We start from the raw sequence: 18,776 nt of genomic DNA on the forward strand, positions 1-18,776 counted from the left end.
CACCCGGCCGCCCGACTCCACGTGCCACAGCCGGACCAGCCGGTCGTCGCAGCCCGTGGCCACGTAGCGGCCGTCGGGGCTGAAGGCGATCGAGCACGGCCCGCGTGAGCGCCCAGTGCACGGCCAGCCCGGTCTTGCCGACGCCGCCGGGGCCGACGACCAGCGCCACCGCGCCGTCGTCGGCGCAGCGGTCGAGCGCGGCCAGCTCGCGGGCGCGGCCGGTGAACGCGGTGACGCCGGGCGGGAGCTGGCGCGGCGTCGTGGCGACGGCCCGCTCCTCGTCGCCCAGCACCCGGGCGTGCGCCGCCCGCAGGTGGTGGCCCGGCTCCAGGCCGAGCTCGGCCACCAGCAGCGCGCGGCCCTCGTGGTAGGCGGTCAGCGCCTCGGCCCGCCGGCCGGACCGGTGCAGCGCGAGCAGGTGCAGCGCGCGCAGCCGTTCGTCCAGCGGGTGGGCGGCCACCAGGGCGGCGAGCTCGGCGGCGGCCTCCGACGGGCGGTCCAGCGCGATCAGCGCCTCGGCGCGGCCCTCGCGCGCCGAGACACGTGATCGCTCCAGCCTGGCCGCCTCCTCGCGCAGCGCGTCCAGGCCCTCGTAGGCGTCGCCGCGCCAGCAGGCCAGCGCCTCGCCGTAGAGCCGGGCCGCCGCCCGGTGGTCGCCCGCCGCCGCGGCCGGGGCCGCCCGCGAGCACAGCTCCTCGAACCGGAGCGCGTCGAGCTCGTGCGGCTCGACGGCCAGCAGGTAGCCGTCGCCGTCGCGGCTGATCCGGTCGCCGCCGAGGCGCTGCCGTACCTGGTGGACGTGCCAGCGGACGGTGGAGCCCGACGGGCGGGCGGCGCCCCAGACGGCGTCGGCGAGCACCCCGTCGGGGACGCGCCTGCCCGCGCGGCTCAGGAGCACCGCCAGCAGGGCGCGCTGTTTGGCCGTCAGCTCGACCTCGGCGCCGTCACGCACGACCGTGAGCCGCCCCAGGACCCCGAACTCCATCCGCGCCCCCCAACCCCGACGGTCCCCCCACAATACTCAGTAAGCCGAAGCATCGCACCAGGCCGGGCGGATCGGGCACGAGCGGCGTCACCGGGCATGCGAAAGCGCCCCGGCTCGGCGAGCCGGGGCGCGACAGGAACGGCGCAGGGGTTGGTCAGGCGGCCTCGTGGACCAGGTCGGTCAGGCGCTTGAGCTGGTCGGGGTCGGTGTTGGGGAGCACGCCGTGGCCCAGGTTGAACACGTGGCCCTCGGCCGAGGCGCCCTCGCGCAGCACCTCCCGGGCCTTGCGCTCGACGACCTCCCACGGGGCCAGCAGGATCGCCGGGTCGAGGTTGCCCTGCAGCGCCTTGCCGGGACCGACCCGGCGGGCGGCCTCGGAGAGCGGCACCCGCCAGTCGACGCCCACCACGTCGGCGCCCGCCTCGCCGAGCACGCCCAGCAGCTCGCCGGTGCCGACGCCGAAGTGGATGCGCGGCACGTCGGGCAGGCCCGCGAAGATGCGGCGGGTGTGCGGCAGGATGAACTCGCGGTAGTCGGCCATCGGCACCGCGCCCACCCAGGAGTCGAACAGCTGGATCGCCGAGGCGCCCGCCGCCACCTGGATGCGCAGGTGCTCCAGCACGATGCCGGTCAGCCGCTCCATGAAGTCGTGCCACAGCGCGGGCTCGCCGTACATCATGGCCTTGGTCCGGTCGTGGTTCTTGGACGGGCCGCCCTCGATCAGGTAGGAGCCGAGCGTGAACGGCGCGCCGGCGAAGCCGATCAGCGGGGTGCCGCCGAGCTCGCCGGTGAGCGCCTGGATGGCCTCGGTCACGTACGGGACGTCCCCGGGCTCCAGGGGACGCAGCGCCTGAAGGCCCCTGGCGTCGCGGATCGGGTCGGCGACGACGGGGCCGACGCCGGGCTTGATGTCGAGGTCGACGCCGATGGCCTTGAGGGGCACCACGATGTCGCTGAAGAAGATGGCCGCGTCGACGCCGTAGCGGCGGACCGGCTGCAGGGTGATCTCGGCGATGAGGTCGGGCGTGGCGCAGGCGGTCAGCATCGGGACGCCCTCGCGGACCTTCAGGTATTCGGGCAGCGAACGACCGGCCTGCCGCATGTACCAGACGGGGGTGTGCGGGACGGGCTGACGGCGGCAGGCACGCAGGAACGCTGAGTCGGCGAGATTCACCCCTCAAGGGTGCCATGAGGTGCGCTCGCCCCCGCCACCGGAAGGCGGTGTCGGAGGGCGGTGTCGGAAAAATATGCCTGGCGCGCCCCAATTCATGATCAGATAGCGGAATGCATGTTTACCGGCCGGCCCGGCGTCGGGACCCTTCACGGGTCGCGCACACCCCATGGGCGACCAGAGAGGCGGTCTCGGCTGGGCCAAAACTTCGCAAACCCACCGCGCGGCATCGATTCAGCGACCACTTTCGGGACACGCCGAGCGCGTTGCGGGGAAATGTCGGCGGCTCGTGCCAACGTCGAAGCCACGTCCCGAAGAAAGGCCCCGGTTCGATGACTGGTGCGATGACCGCGTTGCGGAGTTCCGTGCTCCAGGGGGAGCACCGTTTTGGACACTGCGTGACGTGCGCCGGCGAGCGGCTGTTCGAGCGCCCGGCCTGCTCCGACGGGCACGAGCCCGGCGAGTGCCCCGAGTGGGCGTGCGCCGAGTGCGGGCACGCGATCTGGCTCGGCCTGGCCGAATGCGCCCGGCCGCTGGTGACGGCCGCGGTTTGATCGCCACCGATGAGTACCCCCGTGGTCCCCTTCCGTCCCGCTTCGACCTACTCTTCGACTATGACCCTCGGTGACCGCCCACCGGTTCCCGCGGCCTTCAGGCGCGCGGTCGAGAGCCTGCGGCCGGCCGAGGTCCGGCCGGAGATCGAGCTCGAGGACCTGCCGGCCCCGCAGCGGCTGGCCCCGCACTCGGCGGCGATCGGCGCGTCGGTCTACCGCGACGACGACGAGCTCGCGGTCGGGCGGCTGATCCTGCTCTACGACCCCGACGGCCAGCGCGGCTGGGACGGCCCGTTCCGGCTGGTCGCCTACGTGCGGGCCGACATGGAGCCGGAGATCACCTCCGACCCGCTGCTCGGGCCCGTCGCGTGGAGCTGGCTGACCGAGGCGCTCGACGCCCATCACGCCGACTACTCCGCGGCTGGCGGTACCGTGACCAGAGCGGTGTCCGAGGGTTTCGGCAACAAGGCCGAGGACCCGGTCACCACTGAGCTCGAGCTGCGGGCGTCCTGGTCCCCCGCAGAGGAGGACCTGTCCGGCCATGTGGCCGCCTGGTGCGATCTCATGTGTGTGGCCGCCGGGATTCCGCCGCTTCCGCCGGATGTGGCCGCCATGCCCCGCCGACGCGATGATCCGGAGAGTGACCGAACGAAGTGAGGGCACAAGTCAACACAGCAGCGTGGTCGTGAGGGCGGTGCGCTCATGACAGAAGAACGAACCGTGGTCCCGCTGCTCGAGCCGCGCGAGGGCATCCCGCCGGTCGTGGCCGACGCCGCGTCGCTGGCCCGTGCCGTCGCCGCGTTCGGCGCGGGCACCGGCCCCGTCGCCGTCGACGCCGAGCGGGCCTCCGGCTACCGCTACGGCAACCGCGCCTACTTGGTGCAGCTGCGCCGCGCCGGCGCCGGCACCGCGCTCATCGACCCGGTGGCCTGCCCCGACCTGTCGGAGCTGGACGCCGCGCTGGCCGGCGCCGAGGTCGTGCTGCACGCCGCCTCGCAGGACCTGCCGTGCCTGATGGAGATCGGGTTCCGGCCGCGCCGGATGTTCGACACCGAGCTGGCCGGCCGGCTGCTCGGCTACGAGCGGGTCGGGCTCGGCACGATGGTGGAGACGGTGCTCGGGCTGCGGCTGGAGAAGGGCCATTCGGCCGCCGACTGGTCGACCAGGCCGCTGCCCGAGGACTGGCTGCGCTATGCCGCCCTCGACGTGGAGGTGCTGGTCGAGCTCCGTGACGCGCTGCACGAGGAGCTGGCCGAGAGCGGCAAGCTGGAGTGGGCGCAGGAGGAGTTCGCCGCGGTGCTCGGCACGCCGCCGCCCGCGCCGCGCTCCGACCCGTGGCGGCGCACGTCCGGCATCCACAAGGTGCGCAGCGTGCGGGCGCTGGCGATCGTGCGCGAGCTGTGGACGATGCGAGACCGGATCGCCCGCGAGAACGACCTGGCGCCGGGCCGGGTGCTGCCCGACGCGGCGATCGTCAGCGCCGCCCTGGAGGGGCCGCGCACGAAGAAGGCGCTCACCGAGATCTCCGCGTTCACCGGGCGCAGCGCGCGCCGGCACATGAACGACTGGCTGGCCGCGGTGACCAGGGCGCGGGCCCTGCCCGACGGGCAGCTTCCGCAGCCGAGCACGCCGGGCGACGGGCCGCCGCCGGTCAACCGGTGGCCCGACCGCGACCCGGCGGCGGCCAGGCGGCTGGCCGCGGCCCGCGCGGTGGTGTCGGCGCTGGCCGACGAGCACCACATGCCGACGGAGAACCTGTTGCAGCCCGACGCGGTGCGCAGGCTCACGTGGGAGCCGCCGGAGGAGATCACCGACGAGAGCGTGACGGCCAGGCTGCGCGGGCTGGGCGCCCGCGAGTGGCAGCTCGGGCTGACCGCTCGTCCCATCGCCGCGGCACTGGCCAGGCTGGAGTCCCGGGAGTAAGGCACTTGACGCCTCCGGCGGCTCCGCCGTACCGTTCGGGAAAGCGCTTTCCTTGAAAGGACTCCCATGAGCGTGCGCACCATCGGCGTCGTGATGAACGGCGTGACCGGACGGATGGGCTACCGCCAGCACCTGGTCCGTTCCGTTCTGGCGATCAACGAGCAGGGCGGTGTGACGCTCTCCGACGGCAGCCGCGTCACGCTGAAGCCCGTGCTCGTCGGCCGCAACGCCGACAAGCTGGCCGCGCTGGCCGCCCGCCACGGCATCCCCGACCACACCACCGACCTGGAGTCCGCGCTCGCCGACGAGGACAACCTCGTCTACTTCGACGCCCAGGTCACCTCCGCCCGGGTCAAGGCCGTGCTCCAGGCCATCGAGGCGGGCAAGCACGTCTACGCCGAGAAGCCCACCGCCGAGTCGGTGCAGGAGGCGGTCGCGCTGGCCGAGGCCGCCGCCGCGCGCGGCGTCAAGAACGGCGTCGTGCAGGACAAGCTGTTCCTGCCGGGGCTGCTCAAGCTCAAGCGGCTGATCGACGGCGGCTTCTTCGGGCGCATCCTGTCGGTGCGCGGCGAGTTCGGCTACTGGGTGTTCGAGGGCGACTGGCAGGAGGCCCAGCGGCCGTCGTGGAACTACCGGGCCGAGGACGGCGGCGGCATCGTGCTCGACATGTTCCCGCACTGGCACTACGTGCTGGAGAACCTGTTCGGCCGGGTCGAGTCCGTCTACGCCCAGGCCGTCACGCACATCCCGGCGCGGGTGGACGAGCGGGGCGAGACCTACCAGGCGACGGCCGACGACGCCGCCTACGGCGTGTTCGGGCTGGCGGGCGGCATCGTCGCGCAGATCAACTCGTCCTGGACGGTCCGGGTGAACCGGGACGAGCTGGTCGAGTTCCAGGTGGACGGCACGCACGGCAGCGCGGTCGCTGGGCTGCGCGGCTGCCGGATCCAGCACCGCGCTGCCACGCCCAAGCCCGTCTGGAACCCCGACCTGCCCGCCACCGCCCGCTTCCGCGACGGCTGGCAGGAGGTGCCCGACAACGGGGAGTTCGACAACGGGTTCAAGATCCAGTGGGAGCTGTTCGTCCGGCACGTGCTGGAGGACGCGCCGTTCCCGTACGACTTCGCGGCGGGCGCGCGCGGCGTGCAGCTCGCCGAGCTGGGACTGCGCTCGTCCGCCGAGGGCCGCAGGATCGAGGTGCCGCAGCTGTGAGGATCGACCTGCCGGGCGGCGCCTACACGCTGCGGGAGCCGGTGACCTGGCCGGTGTCCGGCACGCCCGCCGTGAGCCGGGTGGCGTACGCGGCCGCGCACGTGGTGGCCGACCCGCGCGGCGGCAACGCGCCGGGCGCCCCGGCCGCCGTCGACTGGGACGCGACGCTGGGCTTCCGCCGCCACCTGTGGTCGTACGGGCTGCGGGTGGCCGACGCGATGGACACCGCGCAGCGCAACATGGGGCTGGACTGGGCGGCGACGCGGGAGCTGATCCGGCGCAGCGCCGCCGAGGCGCGCGCCTTCGGCGACCCGGCCGAGCTGGTGGCGTGCGGCGCGGGCACCGACCACGCGCCGGACGCCGCCGACCTGGACGCCGTCACCGCGGCCTACGCCGAGCAGGTGGAGACCGTCCAGGAGACGGGCGCCGGCGTGATCGTCATGGCGTCGCGGCAGCTCGCCCGGCTGGCGGGCGGGCCGCGCGACTACCACCGGGTGTACGGCAAGGTGTTCGGGCTGGTGCGGCGGCCGGTGATCCTGCACTGGCTGGGCGAGATGTTCGACCCGCAGCTCGCCGGCTACTGGGGCTCGCGGGACGTCAACGCGGCGACGGAGTCGTTCCTGGAGCTGGTGCACGCGCACGCGCCGCTGGTCGACGGGGTGAAGGTGTCGCTGCTTGACGAGGAGCACGAGGTGCGGCTGCGGGCCGCGCTGCCCGGCGGGGTGAGGCTCTACACCGGCGACGACTTCAACTACCCGTCGCTGATCAGGTCCGGCTCGCACGCGCTGCTCGGCATCTTCGACGCGATCGCGCCGGTCGCCGCGATGGCGCTGCGGGTGCTGGACTCCGCCGAGGCCGCCTGCGACGAGGCGGGCCGCGAGCGGCTGCTGGCCCAGTACGAGGAGATCCTGGCGCCGACGGTGCCGCTGTCGCGCAAGATCTTCGAGACGCCGACCTATCACTACAAGACCGGCATCGTCTTCCTGGCCTGGCTGAACGGCCACCAGGACGGGTTCGCGATGGTGAACGGCGCCCAGTCGGCGCGCTCGATCACGCACCTGGCGGAGGTGTTCCGGCTGGCCGACCAGGCGGGGCTGCTGGCGGACCAGGAGCTGGCCGTGCACCGGATGAAGGCGCTGCTGGAGGTGAACGGCCTGTGAGCCTGTCGCTGAACCAGTGGACGACCCGCCGCTGGACGCTGCCCGAGGCCGTCGACGGGTGCGTCCGGCACGGCCTGGAGGCGATCGGCCTGTGGCGGGAGAAGGTGGCCGAGCACGGGCTCGCGCGCAGCGCCAGGCTGGTGCGCGAGAGCGGGCTGCGAGTCTCGTCGCTGTGCCGGGGCGGCTTCCTGACCGCCGGGGAGCTGTCCGGCGAGCGGGGCCGGGCCGCGCTGGACGACAACCGGCGGGCCGTGGACGAGGCCGCCGAGCTGGGGGCCGCCTGCCTGGTCATGGTGGTGGGCGGGCTGCCCGGGGTGACGCCCGGCGAGCCGCCGCCCGCCGGCTTCTCGCGGGACGTGGCCGGGGCCAGGCAGCGGGTGGCCGAGGCGCTGGCCGCGCTCGCGCCGTACGCCGGGGAGCGGGGGGTGCGGCTGGCGCTGGAGCCGCTGCACCCGGTCTACTGCCCGGACCGGGCGGTGCTGTCGACGCTCGGCCAGGCGCTCGACCTCGCGCTCGCCCATCCGCAGGAGCAGGTCGGGGTGGTGGTCGACACCTTCCACGTGTGGTGGGACCCGGCGCTGCACGAGCAGATCGCCCGCGCGGGCGACCGGATCGCCTCCTACCAGGTGTGCGACTACCTGCATCCGCTCCCGGCGGACGTGCTGCTGGGCCGGGGGATGATGGGCGACGGGGTGATCGGCTTCCCGCCGATCACCCGGGCCGTGGCCGAGGCCGGCTACACCGGCGACGTCGAGGTGGAGATCTTCAACGCCGACGTCTGGGCCGCCGACCCCGACGAGGTGGTGGCGACGATGAAGGCCCGCTACGCGGACGTGGTCATGGCGTCGTGACGGTCCCGGCGGCGCCGTCGACGGTGACGGTGTCGCCGGTGGCAACGCGGTGGGTGGCCCCGGCCACGCCGACGACGGCCGGGATGCCGTACTCACGGGCCACCACCGCGCCGTGCGACATGGCGCCGCCCATCTCCATCACCAGGCCGCCCGCCGTGAGGAAGAGCGGCGTCCAGCCGGGGTCGGTGGACGGGCAGACGAGGATCTCGCCCGGCTCCAGGTGCGCGCCGACCGGGTCGAGCACCACCCGGGCGGTGGCGGTCACCGTGCCGGCGGAGGCGGCGGTGCCGGTGAGCGCGCCGTCCGCCGCGGCGGTGGTGGCCAGCGCCTCGGGCTCGGTGCCGTCGGACAGCAGCATCCTGGGCACGTGACGGCGGCGCGACTCCCGCTCGTGCTCCGCCCGCCGCCCGGCCACGAGGTCGCGCAAGTCGCCGTCGGCCAGGGCGGCGCGGGCCTCCTTGAACGTGAGGAAGTAGACGTCGCCGGCCGCCTCCAGGACCCCCTGTTCCGCCAGGTGCGCGCCGACGGCGAGCATGCTGTGCCGCACCGCCGCGAGCACCTTGACCAGGTAGAACTTCGGCAGCTCGCGCAGCCCGGCGAGCCTGCGGGTGCGGCGCAGCCCGAAGCGGACAACGGCGCCCCGCCACCGGGCCCGCCGGCGGGCGGCGGCCACCACGCGGTCCACGGCCGCCTCCGCCTCGGCGGCGCCCCTGGCGAACAGCTCGTCCGGCGCGGGCCCGCCGTCCATGCGCAGGTAGTTGGCCAGCACGCCGAGCAGGTGTGACGGGTCGTCGGACCAGCGCGGGACGCCCAGGTCGATCTCGGCGACGCCGCGGTGCCCGTACGTGTCCAGGAAGGCCGTGATGCCGCGCTGGGCGCGCGGCGGCAGCTCGCCTGCGCGGTGCAGGCGGACCAGCTCGGGCACCGGCAGCGTGCGGAACGGCTCGGGCTCGACGCGGGTGGCCAGCGCCCACAACTCCAGGTCCATCTGGGTGGTCGGGTTGTTCGGCACGCTGCGCAGCACGTCCTGCATGTCGCCGATCGGCACGCCGGAGAGCCGCGACGACAGCGCGAACAGGCCGTAGCCGGTGAGCGCGTACGGCATGATCGAGATGATGGCCGGGAAGGTGGCGGTCAGCGCCCGCTCGGCGTGGGCCAGCCGCTCGGCGGGGGTGGCGGCGGCGGGCAGGGCGAGCCGCCGGTCCAGCTCCTCCCCCAGCCGCCGGGTACGGGCCAGCGCCCGCTCCGGCCTGGTCAGCGCCTCGAACACCCGTCCGGGGACGCGCACGCGGCGGGCGAAGCGGAGCGCGGCGCGGGCGAACGGGCGGCGGCCGGGGTGGATCACCGAGAGCCTCGGGTCGTCCATCAGGCCCTCGACGAGCGCGACCGTGCGCGCCTCGCCGACGCGCAGCAGCTTCGGCAGGATGACGCGGCCCGCGCGGCTGCGCAGCGGGATGGTGAGGTCGAGCCAGAGCCGCTGCCCCGACTCCGTCATGGCGCGCGGCCCGTCGTGCGGGTCGGCGGGCGCGAACCCGAACAGGGTGGCCGCCCCGGAGCCGACCAGCCGGAACGCCGCGATCCCCATCGGCGTGATCGGCCCCATGACGCCCTGGGCCACGTTGAAGGAGAAGTAGGCGCGCAGGTCGTCGCCGCGCGGCTCCGGCAGCGGATAGAGGGTGGTGATCGGCCTGGCCTGGGTGAGCCAGATCCGTCCGGCGGCGTCGATGGCCCACTCGGTGTCCTGCGGAGCACCGTAGTGCTCCTCCACGCGGGCGCCGAGCGCGGCCAGCTCGCGCACTTCGGCGTCGGTCAGGCACAGGCCCTCGTGCCCGGTCTCGACCCGTTCGGTGCCGCCGCCGGGCAGTGCGCGGATCGCCACCCGCTTGTCCCCGGCGTGCCGCTCGACGGCGGCGCCGTGGACGACGAACCGGTCGGGGTTGACCGCGCCCGACACGACGGCCTCGCCCAGTCCGGGGCTGGCGTCGATGACCGCCTCGTGCCGCCGCCCCGTCACCGGGTTCGCGGTGAACATCACCCCGGCGACCCGCGCGTCCACCATGTCCTGGACGACGACGGCCAGCGAGACGGCGGCGTGGTCGATGCCGTTGGACTCGCGGTAGGCGACGGCCCGGTCGGTCCACAGCGACGCCCAGCAGCGGCGCACCGCGTCGAGCAGCGCCTGCTCGCCGACCACGTTGAGGTAGGTGTCCTGCTGGCCGGCGAAGCTGGCGAACGGCAGGTCCTCGGCGGTGGCCGAGGACCGCACGGCGACGGCCCGCCCCGGCGTGTACGCGGCCAGCACGGCCTCGGCGACCTCCGGCGGCACCGGCGTCTCCAGCAGCCGTGACCTGGCCTTCTCCGCCAGCCCGTCGCCGCCCGCGGCGATGACGCCGTCGAGGCCCGCCGCGGCGGCGGCCTGCCGGTAGGCGCGGGTGGTGAGCACCCAGCCGGGCGGGACGGGCAGCCCGGCCCGGGTGAGCTCGCCCAGGTTGGCCCCTTTGCCGCCCACCTCGTCCAGCATGCCGCCGTCGATCCGGGAAAAGTCCAGTGCCGTCGTCATCGGTCGCTCTCCTGCCGTCAACGCGCCGTCATGACGAGTGTTCCCCTTTCCCGGCAGAAATTCAACAAGTGATGAAAATTGATCGCCCTTCCAGCCCCCAGGCCGGGTCCGGCTCCACGCCCAGCTCCGCCAGTGCCGTCGGGGCCACGTCCACCAGCCGCGCCTCGGGCAGCTCCGCCCCGCCCAGGTCCTCGCCCAGCCGGGCGGCGGCGACGAAGACCGTGCGCTCCTCGTCGGACGTGCCGCCGTGGCCGCCCTCGTCGACGTGGCCGTGGTCCGTGGTGACCAGCACCGTCCAGCGCTCGCCCGCGAACCCCGGCCGGGCGCGCACCGCGTCCAGGAACCGGCCCAGGTCGGCGTCCTGAAGGAGGAGCGCCGCCGTGTACTCGGGGGCGTGCGGGCCCAGGTCGTGGGCGACCTCGTCCGTGTCGCCCAGGTAGACGAACGTCAGATCCGGCCCGGCGTCCGCCAGGAGGCGCTCGGCCTTGGCCGCGATCTCCCGGTCGGCGGCGGCGAACGTCATGGCGAACCCGTCGAGCACCACCCGGGTCCCGATGTCGCGGCCGAACGCGCCGTGCTCGTCCAGCGCCGCCCAGGAGAACAGCGCGGCCGTGGTGAGGCCGGGGCGGGCGTGGAGCGCCCGAGTCAAGAAGTCCGAATATTTCGTGAACTGCTGGCCGCTGAACCCGTTGTCCACGACGCCATGTTTGTCGGGCCACACCCCGGTGGCGATCGACGACCACCCCGGCCCCGAGTCGGTGCGCGCCCGGATCGTCCCCGGCGCCGCCTCATGCGGCTCCGGCACGACCTCCCCCGGCGACTCCGTACGGGGCGCCTCCCGCTCACCGTACGGAAGCCTGCTCGTCCCGTACACGCCGGACGCCATCAGCGAGGTCAGCACGGGAGGCCGCACGGCCAGGACACGATCGAAGCGCAGGCCGTCCATCCCGACGACCAGCACCTTGTTTCTCAGCTCGGACATCCCCCCATCTAAGCGCCGAATCGCCGCACCCAGGCGGCGGCCCCCGGCAGGATCTCCTCCACCGGGGCCACCTGCGGATACCAGGTCCGCTCCCACTCCAGCGACACCCAGCCGCGATAGCCGTGCGCGCGCAGCAGCCCGCCCGCCTCCTCCAGCGGCACCCCGCCCTCGCCCATCGCCACCGGCGTCGTGTCCGCAGCCGACACCGCGTCCTTGACCTGCACGTACTCCAGATACGGCGCCAGCGCCGCCAGCGTCGCCGCCGGCTCCTCCCCGTTGCGCCACGGATGCAGCAGATCCCACAACGCCGCCGCCTGCGCCACCCCGGCCTCCCTCAGCAGCGCCGCCACGGCCGCCCCGGTCGCCATCTGGTCGTGCGTCTCCACCAGCACCTTCACCCCGAGCGCCGCCGCCTCCCCGGCCACCGCCCGCAGCCGCCGCGCCCCGACCGCCGGATCGTCCCCCCTCGGGAACACCCGCACCCCGCCCGCCCCCAGCTCGGCGGCCAGCCTCAGATCCTCCAGCAGCGCCTCCACCACCGGCCCGTCGTCCCCCGGCTCGCACAGCCGCACGTACCCGGCCAGCGCCGACACCTCCAGCCCGGCCGCCGCCACCCGCCGCCTCACCTCCCGCCGCTCCCCCGCCCCCAGCCCGGCATGCACCCCGGTGTCCTCATGCAGCCGCAGCTCCACCCCCGCACACCCGAACCGCCCCGCCACCGCCAGCGCCTCCCCCAGCCCGGCCCCCGGCATCCCCAGCGTGCTGACCGCCAACCGCATCGCCATCTCCTCACCCTCACTCACGACCCCGAACCCCATCCCGGCCCGACCTTCCCCGGACGAAACACCCCCACCTACGGCGACCCGCTCCTCGGAGGGGGCCTTGCGGCCCTCTCCCACACGGGCCACCCCCGTGGACGGGCCACCCCCTCCGACTGCGGTCCCACGGAGGGGTTCGCGCCCCGTGCGCCGCCGACCCTCCCCAGCGAAGGCGCCCCCGCCCCCGGGGAGGGGCCAGCCCCTCCGGTGGCAGCCACTGGGAGGGCCTGCGCCAAAGAGGCGCTCTCTGGGAAGTGGGCGTTCACCTGTACGGGGTTGGGTCAAGGGAGGGGTTTGACGCTTTCGCGGAGGACGACCTCGCCCGGGACGTTCTCCACCACGCGGGAGTCCCCGCCGCTCAGGGCCAGTTCGAGGGCCCGGGCTCCCATGTCCTTGAGCGGCAGCCGTACGGTGGTGAGCGAGGGGACCTGGTCACGCAGGGTGACGATGTCGTCGAACCCCGCCACGGACACGTCGTCGGGGACGCGGATGCCGCGCTCGCGGTAGGCGGCCAGGGCGCCGACGGCCATCACGTCGTTGACGGCGAAGACGCAGGTGGCGTCGCCCGTCTCCTGGGCGGCGGTGTAGCCGCCGTCGCGGTCGAAGGGCCCGTGGACGACGCGCGGCGCCGGGAGGCCGAGGTCGCGGACGGCGGTGACGAATCCGGCGCACCGGTCGGCGGCGGTCATGAGGTGCGGCGGCCCGGCGAGGACGGCGAAGCGGGTGTGGCCGAGCCCGGCGAGTGAGCGGGCGAGCGCGGCGGCGCCGTCGCGGTTGGCGGGGGCGACGGTGTCGACGCCGAGGAGGTCCTGGCCGACGCAGGCGACGCGGCCGCCGCTCGCCTGGTAGGCGGCGAGTTCGGCGGCGAGGCGCGCGGTCACGCGTTCGTCGGCGACGCGGGAGCCGGCCAGGAGGACGGCGCGGACGCGCTGGGCGTGCAGGGTGGCCACGTAGGCGATCTCCTGCTCGGGGTCGCGGTGGGTGGTGCCGACCATGACGAGCAGCCGTTCGCCGGCGGCGGTGCGCATGGCGCCGTCGGCGAGGGCGGCGAAGTACGGGTCGGTCAGGTCGTGGACGACGATGCCGATGACGTTGCCGGCCCCTCGCGCCAGCGTCTGGGCGGCGATGTTGGCGCGGTAGCCCAGTTCGTCGGCGGCGCGTTCGACGCGTGCCCGCAGTGCCGCGCCGACCTGGCGGGTGCTGCCGTTGAGCACCCGCGAGGCGGTCGCGAGCGAGACGCCCGCCTGCTTGGCGACGTCCTCCAGCGTGACCACGAGACCTCCCGGAAAGCGATTTCCAGTATGCCGGACCGGCATCTGGCTCCGCATCCTCGCACGCCTCGCCGCCGGATGACAGCGCGCGTGCCGGGGCTCGTCAGGCCCAGGGGAACAGGATGTCCAGCAGTCCGCCCTTCTTGCTCTCCGACGGCTGCGGCTGCGGCTGCTCGGTGGGCTCGGGGGGCTGGGTGGTCCGCTGCTCCTCGGGGGTCGGCTCCTTGGTCGGCTTGGGCTTCTTCTCCTCGACCTGGGGCCGGACCTGGTCGTCGCCGGTCTCGTTCATCTCGCGCACCTGGGACTGGGTGGCGCGGGTGGTGGGCCTGGCCGACTGCCGGGCGGTGCGGGTGGGCTGGGCCTCGTCCATCGCCGGGGAGCGGGTGGGGCGGACCCGGGCCGTGGTCGGCTCCTGGGAGGGGGTTACGGTCTGGGAGACGCTGGGTTCGGGTGTGGCCGTATCGGTGGCTTCGCCGATCGGGACGTCCGTAATGGCGTCCTGCGGGGCGGTGGGCGAGCTGAGCTCGCCGACGCTGGCGCACTTGCCGCCCGCGCACGGGTCGTCGGAGGACGTGCCGGTGAGCATCCAGCCGGCCGCCGCGCCGGCCAGGACCACGGCGGCCGCCGCGACGAGCAGCACCCGGGTGCGGCGGCGCACCTCGCGCTCGCCGCCGTCGTGCTCGTCGCCGGAGCCGTCGGTCCAGCCGGAGCCGAGGAAGCCGCGCCTGGGCTCGTCGGCCTCCTCGCCGTAGCCGCGGTCGAGCGGCAGGTACGGGGGCTCGTCGGCGTCGTCGCGGTCCACCGGCCCGCTGTCGGCGTCGCCGGTGTAGTGCGGGCCGCTCGCCGCGTCACCCGTGTAGTGCGGGCCGCTGTCGGCGTCGCCCGTGTAGTGGGGACCGCTGGGGGCGTCGCCCGTGTAGTGCGGGCCGCTCGCCGCGTCGCCGGTGTAGAGCGCGTCGGCGGCGTACGCGGGGTCGCTGAAGGCGTCGCCCGCGTACGGGGCGGGCGCCGGCTGGTCGCCGCCGATGCGCTCGGAGGCGCCGTCGGCGTGCAGGACGTACGTCTCGCTGCCCGAGACCTGGATGGCCGGCTGCTCGTCGGTGTCCTCGGTGCTCCAGCGGGGGGACAGCACGTCGCCGGTCAGCTCGGGGTTTAACGCTCGCCCCTGCGCGTCCTCATAGGACTTGTCGTTCTCGTCGCGCGCCACGCTGAGCCTCTCTAGTACGAATACGGACCGCGACCTTTCTTAACAGAATCAACCCCAACTTGTCCGGAAATTTCACCTGTTTCGCTAAAACTACGCTGCGTAACTTCGGTCACTCCGGCAACATCACCGGCCACACGCAGTACGGACCCGGAACGGCTCAGAGCCCGGCGGCGAGCACGTCCAGAGCGGCCTTGACCCGCTCGATCGGCACCCCCTGGTCGCGCACCTGCCGGGCCAGCAGCGGCGCGGCGAGCGGCGCCAGCAGCGCGTCGGCCAGGCAGTAGACGTCGGCGTCGGGGCGCAGCCGCGCGATCAGCAGCGCCAGGTGCGCGCGGTAGGCGTCGTACGCGCCCCCGAACCGGGCGTACGGCCCGGCGGTCTCGGCCATCACCAGCAGGTCGAGTTGCTCCACGGTCCGGTCGGCGAGCGCGGCCAGGAAGGCGCGGACCCGCTCGCGCGGCTCGGCGCCCGGCCCGAGCGGCGGGGGCCCGTCGAGGAAGGCCGCCTGGAACTCCCGCTCGCGCTCGTCGATGAGCGCGTATGCCAGCCCGGACCGGTCGCCGAAGCGGCGGTAGAGGGTGCCGACCCCGACCCCGGCAGCGGCGGCGACCTCGGCCATCGACAGCCCGGCGACCCCTTCGGCGGCCACGATGGCGGCCGCGGCGTCGAGGATCCTCTCCCGGTTGCGGGCCGCGTCACGTCTCACGCCCCTCATCTTCCCTCACTTGCCATCCGGAACACATTCCGCTTACTGTTGAAGCGGAACTGATTCCGCTTGACTGAGAAGGAGACGCAGTGATGAGAGTCGCTCTGGTGACCGGTGGCAGCAGAGGCATCGGCGCGGCCATCGCGCACCGCCTGGCCGCCGACGGGTTCGACGTGGCGATCACGTACGCCTCGGCCGCCGGCAGGGCCGCGCAGGTGGTCGCGGACGTGGAGGCGGCCGGGCGGCGCGGCCTGAGCCTGCGGGCCGAGGCGGCGCGCGCCGAGGACCTGGTGGCCGCCGTCGAGGACACGGTGGCCGCGTTCGGCAGGCTGGACGTGGTGGTCAGCAACGCCGGCATCGCCCCGTACGGACCTCTGGAGGACGTGACACTCGACGAGGTGGACCGCACGCTGGCCGTGCACGCGCGGGCGGCGTTCGTGCTGGCGCAGGCGGCGGCCAAGCACCTGCCCGAGGGCGGCAGGATCGTCACGATCGGCAGCAGCCTGGCCGAGCGGGTCCCGTACCCGGGCTGGACCCTCTACGCGATGAGCAAGTCGGCACTCAGCGGGCTCACCAAAGGCCTGGCCCGCGACCTCGGCCCGCGCGGCATCACCGCCAACCTCGTGCACCCCGGCTCCACCGACACCGAGATGAACCCGGCCGACGGCCCGGACGCCGACGACGAGCGCTCCTACACGGCGCTGGGCCGCTACTGCGACCCCGGCGACATCGCCGCGACCGTCTCCCACCTGGTGGGCGAGGGCGGGCGGTCGATCACGGGGGCGGCGATCGCGGTGGACGCGGGCGTCACCGCCTGACTAGAGGCACGGGTTCGTGGAGCTGTCGACGACCTTGTCCTTGAGCGAGTCGGGGATCGTCGACACGACCCGGACGCCGGGCCAGTCGGCGCCGATGACGAGCTGGACGGACGGGCCCGGGGGCGGCGTGGCGGCGCTCTTGTACGGCTCCGCGGACACCGGCCTGACCTTGCCCGCCACCGGGGTGCGCTTGTCCTTCGACAGCCGGGCGGCCACCGCCTCGGCGTACGCGGGGCCCTGGGCGGCGTCCTTCTTGGCGTAGCGGATCGTGGTGGTGTCCGCCGGGGCGGCGTTGCCGACATGGGTCACGACGAAGCCCTGCGCGGCCAGCTCCTCGGCCACGACGCCGGCCTTGCCCTGCTCGCCGGTGGCGTTCAGCACCTGGACGCGCACCTGCTCGTTCTTCACCTTCGGGGCGGAGCTGGGGGCGGCCGGGCCCTTGGTCGCCGTCACCTCCACGTCCTCGCGCACCCGCTTGAAGAAGTCCGACGCCGCGGGCTCGCTGAACTGGACCCGGTTCTTGTCCGCCGGGTACGGCTCGGTGGGCACCGTGATGCCCTTGAGCTCCTTGGCCGTCATGCCGCTGACGCTGTTGGCGATCTCCAGCATGCGCTCGGGCGTGAGCTCGCTGTCGACGGTCACCGCCTTGATCCCGGCGCGCAGGAACGCGTCGAGCGCGATCGGGTCGGTGAGCAGGCCGCCGTCGGTGACCTTCTCCATCACCTTGGTGAGGAACACCTGCTGGCGCTGGATGCGGCTCAGGTCGCTGCCGTCGCCGAGCGCGTAACGGGTGCGCACGTAGCCGAGCGCCTGCTCGCCGTTGACGACGTGCTTGCCGGGCCCGAGCACGAACTTGGCCTGCGGGTCGTTGACCGCCTTGGGCAGGCAGATCTCGATGCCCTTGATCGCGTCGATGATGCCCTTGAAGCCGGTGAAGTCGACCTTCACGAAGTGGTTGATGTGGATGTCGGTGAGCGCTTCGAGCGTCTTGATCGTGCAGGCCACGCCGCCGTCGTTGAACGCCGAGTTGATCTGGCCGATCCCCGCCGGGCGGACGCCGCCGCCGCGCAGCTCGCACTCCGGCATCATGACCATCGAGTCACGCGGGAAGCTGATCATGGTGGCCTTGTCCCGGTCGGGCGAGAGGTGCAGCAACATGATCGTGTCGGTGCGCTCGCCCTTGCCCTGCGACAGCGCCCCGTACTTCTTGTTGTCGCCGTCACGCGAGTCGGAGCCGATGAGCAGCACGTTCAGCGCGCCGGTCTCCCGGGGGCGGTCCGTGCCGAGCTGACCGGTGAGATCGGACTGCTTCAGCTCGCCGTAGATGCTGCGGTAGTAGCCGTACGCCGACAGCGTGACCACCACCAGCACGCCGGTCAGCACGACGCCCACCCAGCCCGCCGGGGTCAGCCGCCGGGCGGTCCGTGAGTTCGCGTTTCCCACGCTGCGCCCCTCAGAAGATGATCAGATCGGGCAGCATACTGAGAAACGGGCCATCGCCCGAAATGATCGCCGATGAACCTAGGGCTCCATGCGAACTCGGTGAATCCGGGACGTCACACACCGTTGTCCCGCATCATGACATCCATGCCCCCGACCAAGATCGCGCCCCCTCCCGGCGCGTCCTCCGTGGCCGCCCTCCGCGCGCGGGCGCTCGCCGCACGGCGGGCCGCCCGCATCGCGCTGACCTCGTCGATCGCGCTGCTCTGCGCCGTCCAGCTCATCGCCGAACGGGCTCCCGCCGGGCAGGACACGCTGCCGCTCGCCGTGCTCGCCCTGGCCGTCACCCTCGGGGCGCCGCCCGCGCTGGCGCTCACCCAGGCCGTCTGGGGCGTGCGGGCCCGCGCCGTCCGCCGCCGCGAGAGCGAGCTGTACGCCGCCCCGCCCTCCCCCGGGCTCGCCCTCGGCCGCCTCGCGGTGGCGGCCGGCTGGGCGGTGCTCGTCCTGCTCGCCTGCGCGGTGCCCCAGCTCTTCACCGCCGCCGGCCACCCCGCCCCCGCCGGCGCCCTGACCATCCCCCTCACCGTCGCCACCACCGCCACCGCCTGCCTCGCAGCCTGGTGGACCACCGCCCGAAAGCCCGGCCGCGCGGCCTCGTGGGCGCCTCCCCGCAGCGGGCCTGCTCACGTCGGCGCGGTGCCGCCGTCGGCATCGGCCACCCCGAGCGGGCCTGCCGAAACGCGGGCGGCGAGGCCCGGCCGGATGGGGCGGACAGGGCGGTCGGGCCGGTGGGCGGCTCCCCGCCACCGGGACGCCACCCCCCGCAGCGGGCCCGCCCGCGTCGGCGTGGCGTCGCGTTCGGGGGGAGCGGGCCGGGGTGGGCGGGGGGCGGCGTCCGGGTGGGCGGGGAAGGTGCCGGGGGATCCGTGGGATCCGGGGCGCGGAGCGCGTACGGGAGGGTGGGGGCGGGTGTCGTGGGCCTGCGCCGTCGCGGGGGTCGTGGCCCTGGTCGGCGCCCGCGCGCACCTGTGGGACCCGCACGTCGCCGCCGTGTACGCCCTGCTGGCCGCGACGCTCGTCTGCGGAGTAGTTACTGGCGAGTAGCATGGGCGAGGAAG

The 18,776-nt window shown here is 74.2% G+C and carries 17 protein-coding genes and 1 pseudogene; 8 read left to right on the forward strand and 10 right to left on the reverse strand.

Features of this window, described 5'->3' with window-relative positions; genetic code table 11:
* The 3 genes and pseudogenes from AB0G11_RS38155 to hemE form a co-directional block, all read right to left on the reverse strand.
* Window positions 1-90, reverse strand: a 90-nt coding sequence (locus AB0G11_RS38155) for a WD40 repeat domain-containing protein (RefSeq protein WP_357591608.1), incomplete at its 3' end; no start/stop codon positions are given.
* A gap of 256 nt (window positions 91-346) precedes the next feature.
* Window positions 347-985 (reverse strand): annotated as a pseudogene (locus tag AB0G11_RS38160) (BTAD domain-containing putative transcriptional regulator); the annotation flags it as partial.
* A 154-nt stretch (window positions 986-1,139) separates the two neighbouring features.
* Complete coding sequence (gene hemE, locus AB0G11_RS38165) at window positions 1,140-2,087, reverse strand: uroporphyrinogen decarboxylase (protein ID WP_246646827.1); 948 nt, start codon at window positions 2,085-2,087, stop codon at window positions 1,140-1,142.
* A 467-nt stretch (window positions 2,088-2,554) separates the two neighbouring features.
* Here hemE and AB0G11_RS38170 point away from each other — a divergent pair, with 467 nt between their 5' ends.
* From AB0G11_RS38170 to AB0G11_RS38195, 6 genes are all read left to right on the forward strand, one after another.
* Window positions 2,555-2,710 (forward strand): hypothetical protein, encoded by a 156-nt coding sequence (locus AB0G11_RS38170; protein WP_219518012.1) that lies wholly within the window; start codon window positions 2,555-2,557, stop codon window positions 2,708-2,710.
* A gap of 60 nt (window positions 2,711-2,770) precedes the next feature.
* Window positions 2,771-3,367: a DUF3000 domain-containing protein gene (locus AB0G11_RS38175; protein WP_219518010.1), complete on the forward strand. Its 597-nt coding sequence runs from the start codon at window positions 2,771-2,773 to the stop codon at window positions 3,365-3,367.
* Between the two features lie 45 nt (window positions 3,368-3,412).
* On the forward strand, window positions 3,413-4,633 hold the full coding sequence (locus AB0G11_RS38180; protein WP_219518008.1) for a ribonuclease D: 1,221 nt from the start codon (window positions 3,413-3,415) through the stop codon (window positions 4,631-4,633).
* Between the two features lie 66 nt (window positions 4,634-4,699).
* Window positions 4,700-5,845, forward strand: a complete 1,146-nt coding sequence (locus tag AB0G11_RS38185) for a Gfo/Idh/MocA family oxidoreductase (RefSeq protein ID WP_219518006.1) — start codon at window positions 4,700-4,702, stop codon at window positions 5,843-5,845.
* On the forward strand, window positions 5,842-7,005 hold the full coding sequence (locus tag AB0G11_RS38190) for a dihydrodipicolinate synthase family protein (RefSeq protein ID WP_219518004.1): 1,164 nt from the start codon (window positions 5,842-5,844) through the stop codon (window positions 7,003-7,005). The genes AB0G11_RS38185 and AB0G11_RS38190 overlap by 4 nt, the downstream gene beginning before the upstream one ends.
* Window positions 7,002-7,856 (forward strand): sugar phosphate isomerase/epimerase, encoded by an 855-nt coding sequence (locus AB0G11_RS38195; protein WP_357591518.1) that lies wholly within the window; start codon window positions 7,002-7,004, stop codon window positions 7,854-7,856. The genes AB0G11_RS38190 and AB0G11_RS38195 overlap by 4 nt, the downstream gene beginning before the upstream one ends.
* Here AB0G11_RS38195 and AB0G11_RS38200 read toward each other — a convergent pair.
* The 6 genes from AB0G11_RS38200 to AB0G11_RS38225 form a co-directional block, all read right to left on the reverse strand.
* Window positions 7,843-10,416, reverse strand: coding sequence for a PEP/pyruvate-binding domain-containing protein (locus AB0G11_RS38200; RefSeq protein WP_357591520.1), 2,574 nt, complete (start codon window positions 10,414-10,416; stop codon window positions 7,843-7,845). The genes AB0G11_RS38195 and AB0G11_RS38200 overlap by 14 nt on opposite strands.
* Before the next feature lie 61 nt (window positions 10,417-10,477).
* Complete coding sequence (locus tag AB0G11_RS38205) at window positions 10,478-11,398, reverse strand: alkaline phosphatase family protein (protein ID WP_357591522.1); 921 nt, start codon at window positions 11,396-11,398, stop codon at window positions 10,478-10,480.
* Between the two features lie 8 nt (window positions 11,399-11,406).
* A complete protein-coding gene (locus AB0G11_RS38210; RefSeq protein WP_357591524.1) occupies window positions 11,407-12,177 on the reverse strand; it encodes a TIM barrel protein in 771 nt (256 codons plus the stop codon).
* Window positions 12,178-12,497: 320 nt separating this feature from the next.
* Window positions 12,498-13,490 (reverse strand): LacI family DNA-binding transcriptional regulator, encoded by a 993-nt coding sequence (locus AB0G11_RS38215; protein ID WP_308126204.1) that lies wholly within the window; start codon window positions 13,488-13,490, stop codon window positions 12,498-12,500.
* Between the two features lie 100 nt (window positions 13,491-13,590).
* Window positions 13,591-14,694, reverse strand: a complete 1,104-nt coding sequence (locus tag AB0G11_RS38220) for a hypothetical protein (protein ID WP_219517996.1) — start codon at window positions 14,692-14,694, stop codon at window positions 13,591-13,593.
* A 157-nt stretch (window positions 14,695-14,851) separates the two neighbouring features.
* On the reverse strand, window positions 14,852-15,409 hold the full coding sequence (locus AB0G11_RS38225; RefSeq protein WP_219517995.1) for a TetR family transcriptional regulator: 558 nt from the start codon (window positions 15,407-15,409) through the stop codon (window positions 14,852-14,854).
* An 83-nt stretch (window positions 15,410-15,492) separates the two neighbouring features.
* Here AB0G11_RS38225 and AB0G11_RS38230 point away from each other — a divergent pair, with 83 nt between their 5' ends.
* Window positions 15,493-16,218, forward strand: coding sequence for an SDR family oxidoreductase (locus AB0G11_RS38230; RefSeq protein WP_357591526.1), 726 nt, complete (start codon window positions 15,493-15,495; stop codon window positions 16,216-16,218).
* Here the strand turns inward: AB0G11_RS38230 and AB0G11_RS38235 are convergent, their stop codons facing one another.
* Window positions 16,219-17,661, reverse strand: coding sequence for an LCP family protein (locus AB0G11_RS38235; RefSeq protein ID WP_308126203.1), 1,443 nt, complete (start codon window positions 17,659-17,661; stop codon window positions 16,219-16,221).
* 144 nt (window positions 17,662-17,805) lie between these two features.
* Between AB0G11_RS38235 and AB0G11_RS38240 the strand changes: the two genes are divergently transcribed.
* The gene (locus AB0G11_RS38240; protein ID WP_357591527.1) at window positions 17,806-18,762 is read left to right on the forward strand and encodes a hypothetical protein; all 957 of its coding nucleotides are present in this window, start codon (window positions 17,806-17,808) and stop codon (window positions 18,760-18,762) included.
* Window positions 18,763-18,776: the final 14 nt, after the last annotated feature.

It is taken from the genome of Nonomuraea sp. NPDC023979 (assembly GCF_040639085.1).
GTDB lineage: Bacteria > Actinomycetota > Actinomycetes > Streptosporangiales > Streptosporangiaceae > Nonomuraea > Nonomuraea ceibae.

Bases quoted from the DNA above. Each gene is read 5' to 3' on its own strand.
- hemE (WP_246646827.1), bottom strand. From the start codon at position 2,087: ATGCGGCAGGCCGGTCGTTCGCTGCCCGAATACCTGAAGGTCCGCGAG.
- AB0G11_RS38175 (WP_219518010.1), top strand. From the start codon at position 2,771: ATGACCCTCGGTGACCGCCCACCGGTTCCCGCGGCCTTCAGGCGCGCG.
- AB0G11_RS38180 (WP_219518008.1), top strand. From the start codon at position 3,413: ATGACAGAAGAACGAACCGTGGTCCCGCTGCTCGAGCCGCGCGAGGGC.
- AB0G11_RS38185 (WP_219518006.1), top strand. From the start codon at position 4,700: ATGAGCGTGCGCACCATCGGCGTCGTGATGAACGGCGTGACCGGACGG.
- AB0G11_RS38200 (WP_357591520.1), bottom strand. From the start codon at position 10,416: ATGACGACGGCACTGGACTTTTCCCGGATCGACGGCGGCATGCTGGAC.
- AB0G11_RS38205 (WP_357591522.1), bottom strand. From the start codon at position 11,398: ATGTCCGAGCTGAGAAACAAGGTGCTGGTCGTCGGGATGGACGGCCTG.
- AB0G11_RS38210 (WP_357591524.1), bottom strand. From the start codon at position 12,177: ATGCGGTTGGCGGTCAGCACGCTGGGGATGCCGGGGGCCGGGCTGGGG.
- AB0G11_RS38225 (WP_219517995.1), bottom strand. From the start codon at position 15,409: ATGAGGGGCGTGAGACGTGACGCGGCCCGCAACCGGGAGAGGATCCTC.
- AB0G11_RS38230 (WP_357591526.1), top strand. From the start codon at position 15,493: ATGAGAGTCGCTCTGGTGACCGGTGGCAGCAGAGGCATCGGCGCGGCC.
- AB0G11_RS38240 (WP_357591527.1), top strand. From the start codon at position 17,806: ATGCCCCCGACCAAGATCGCGCCCCCTCCCGGCGCGTCCTCCGTGGCC.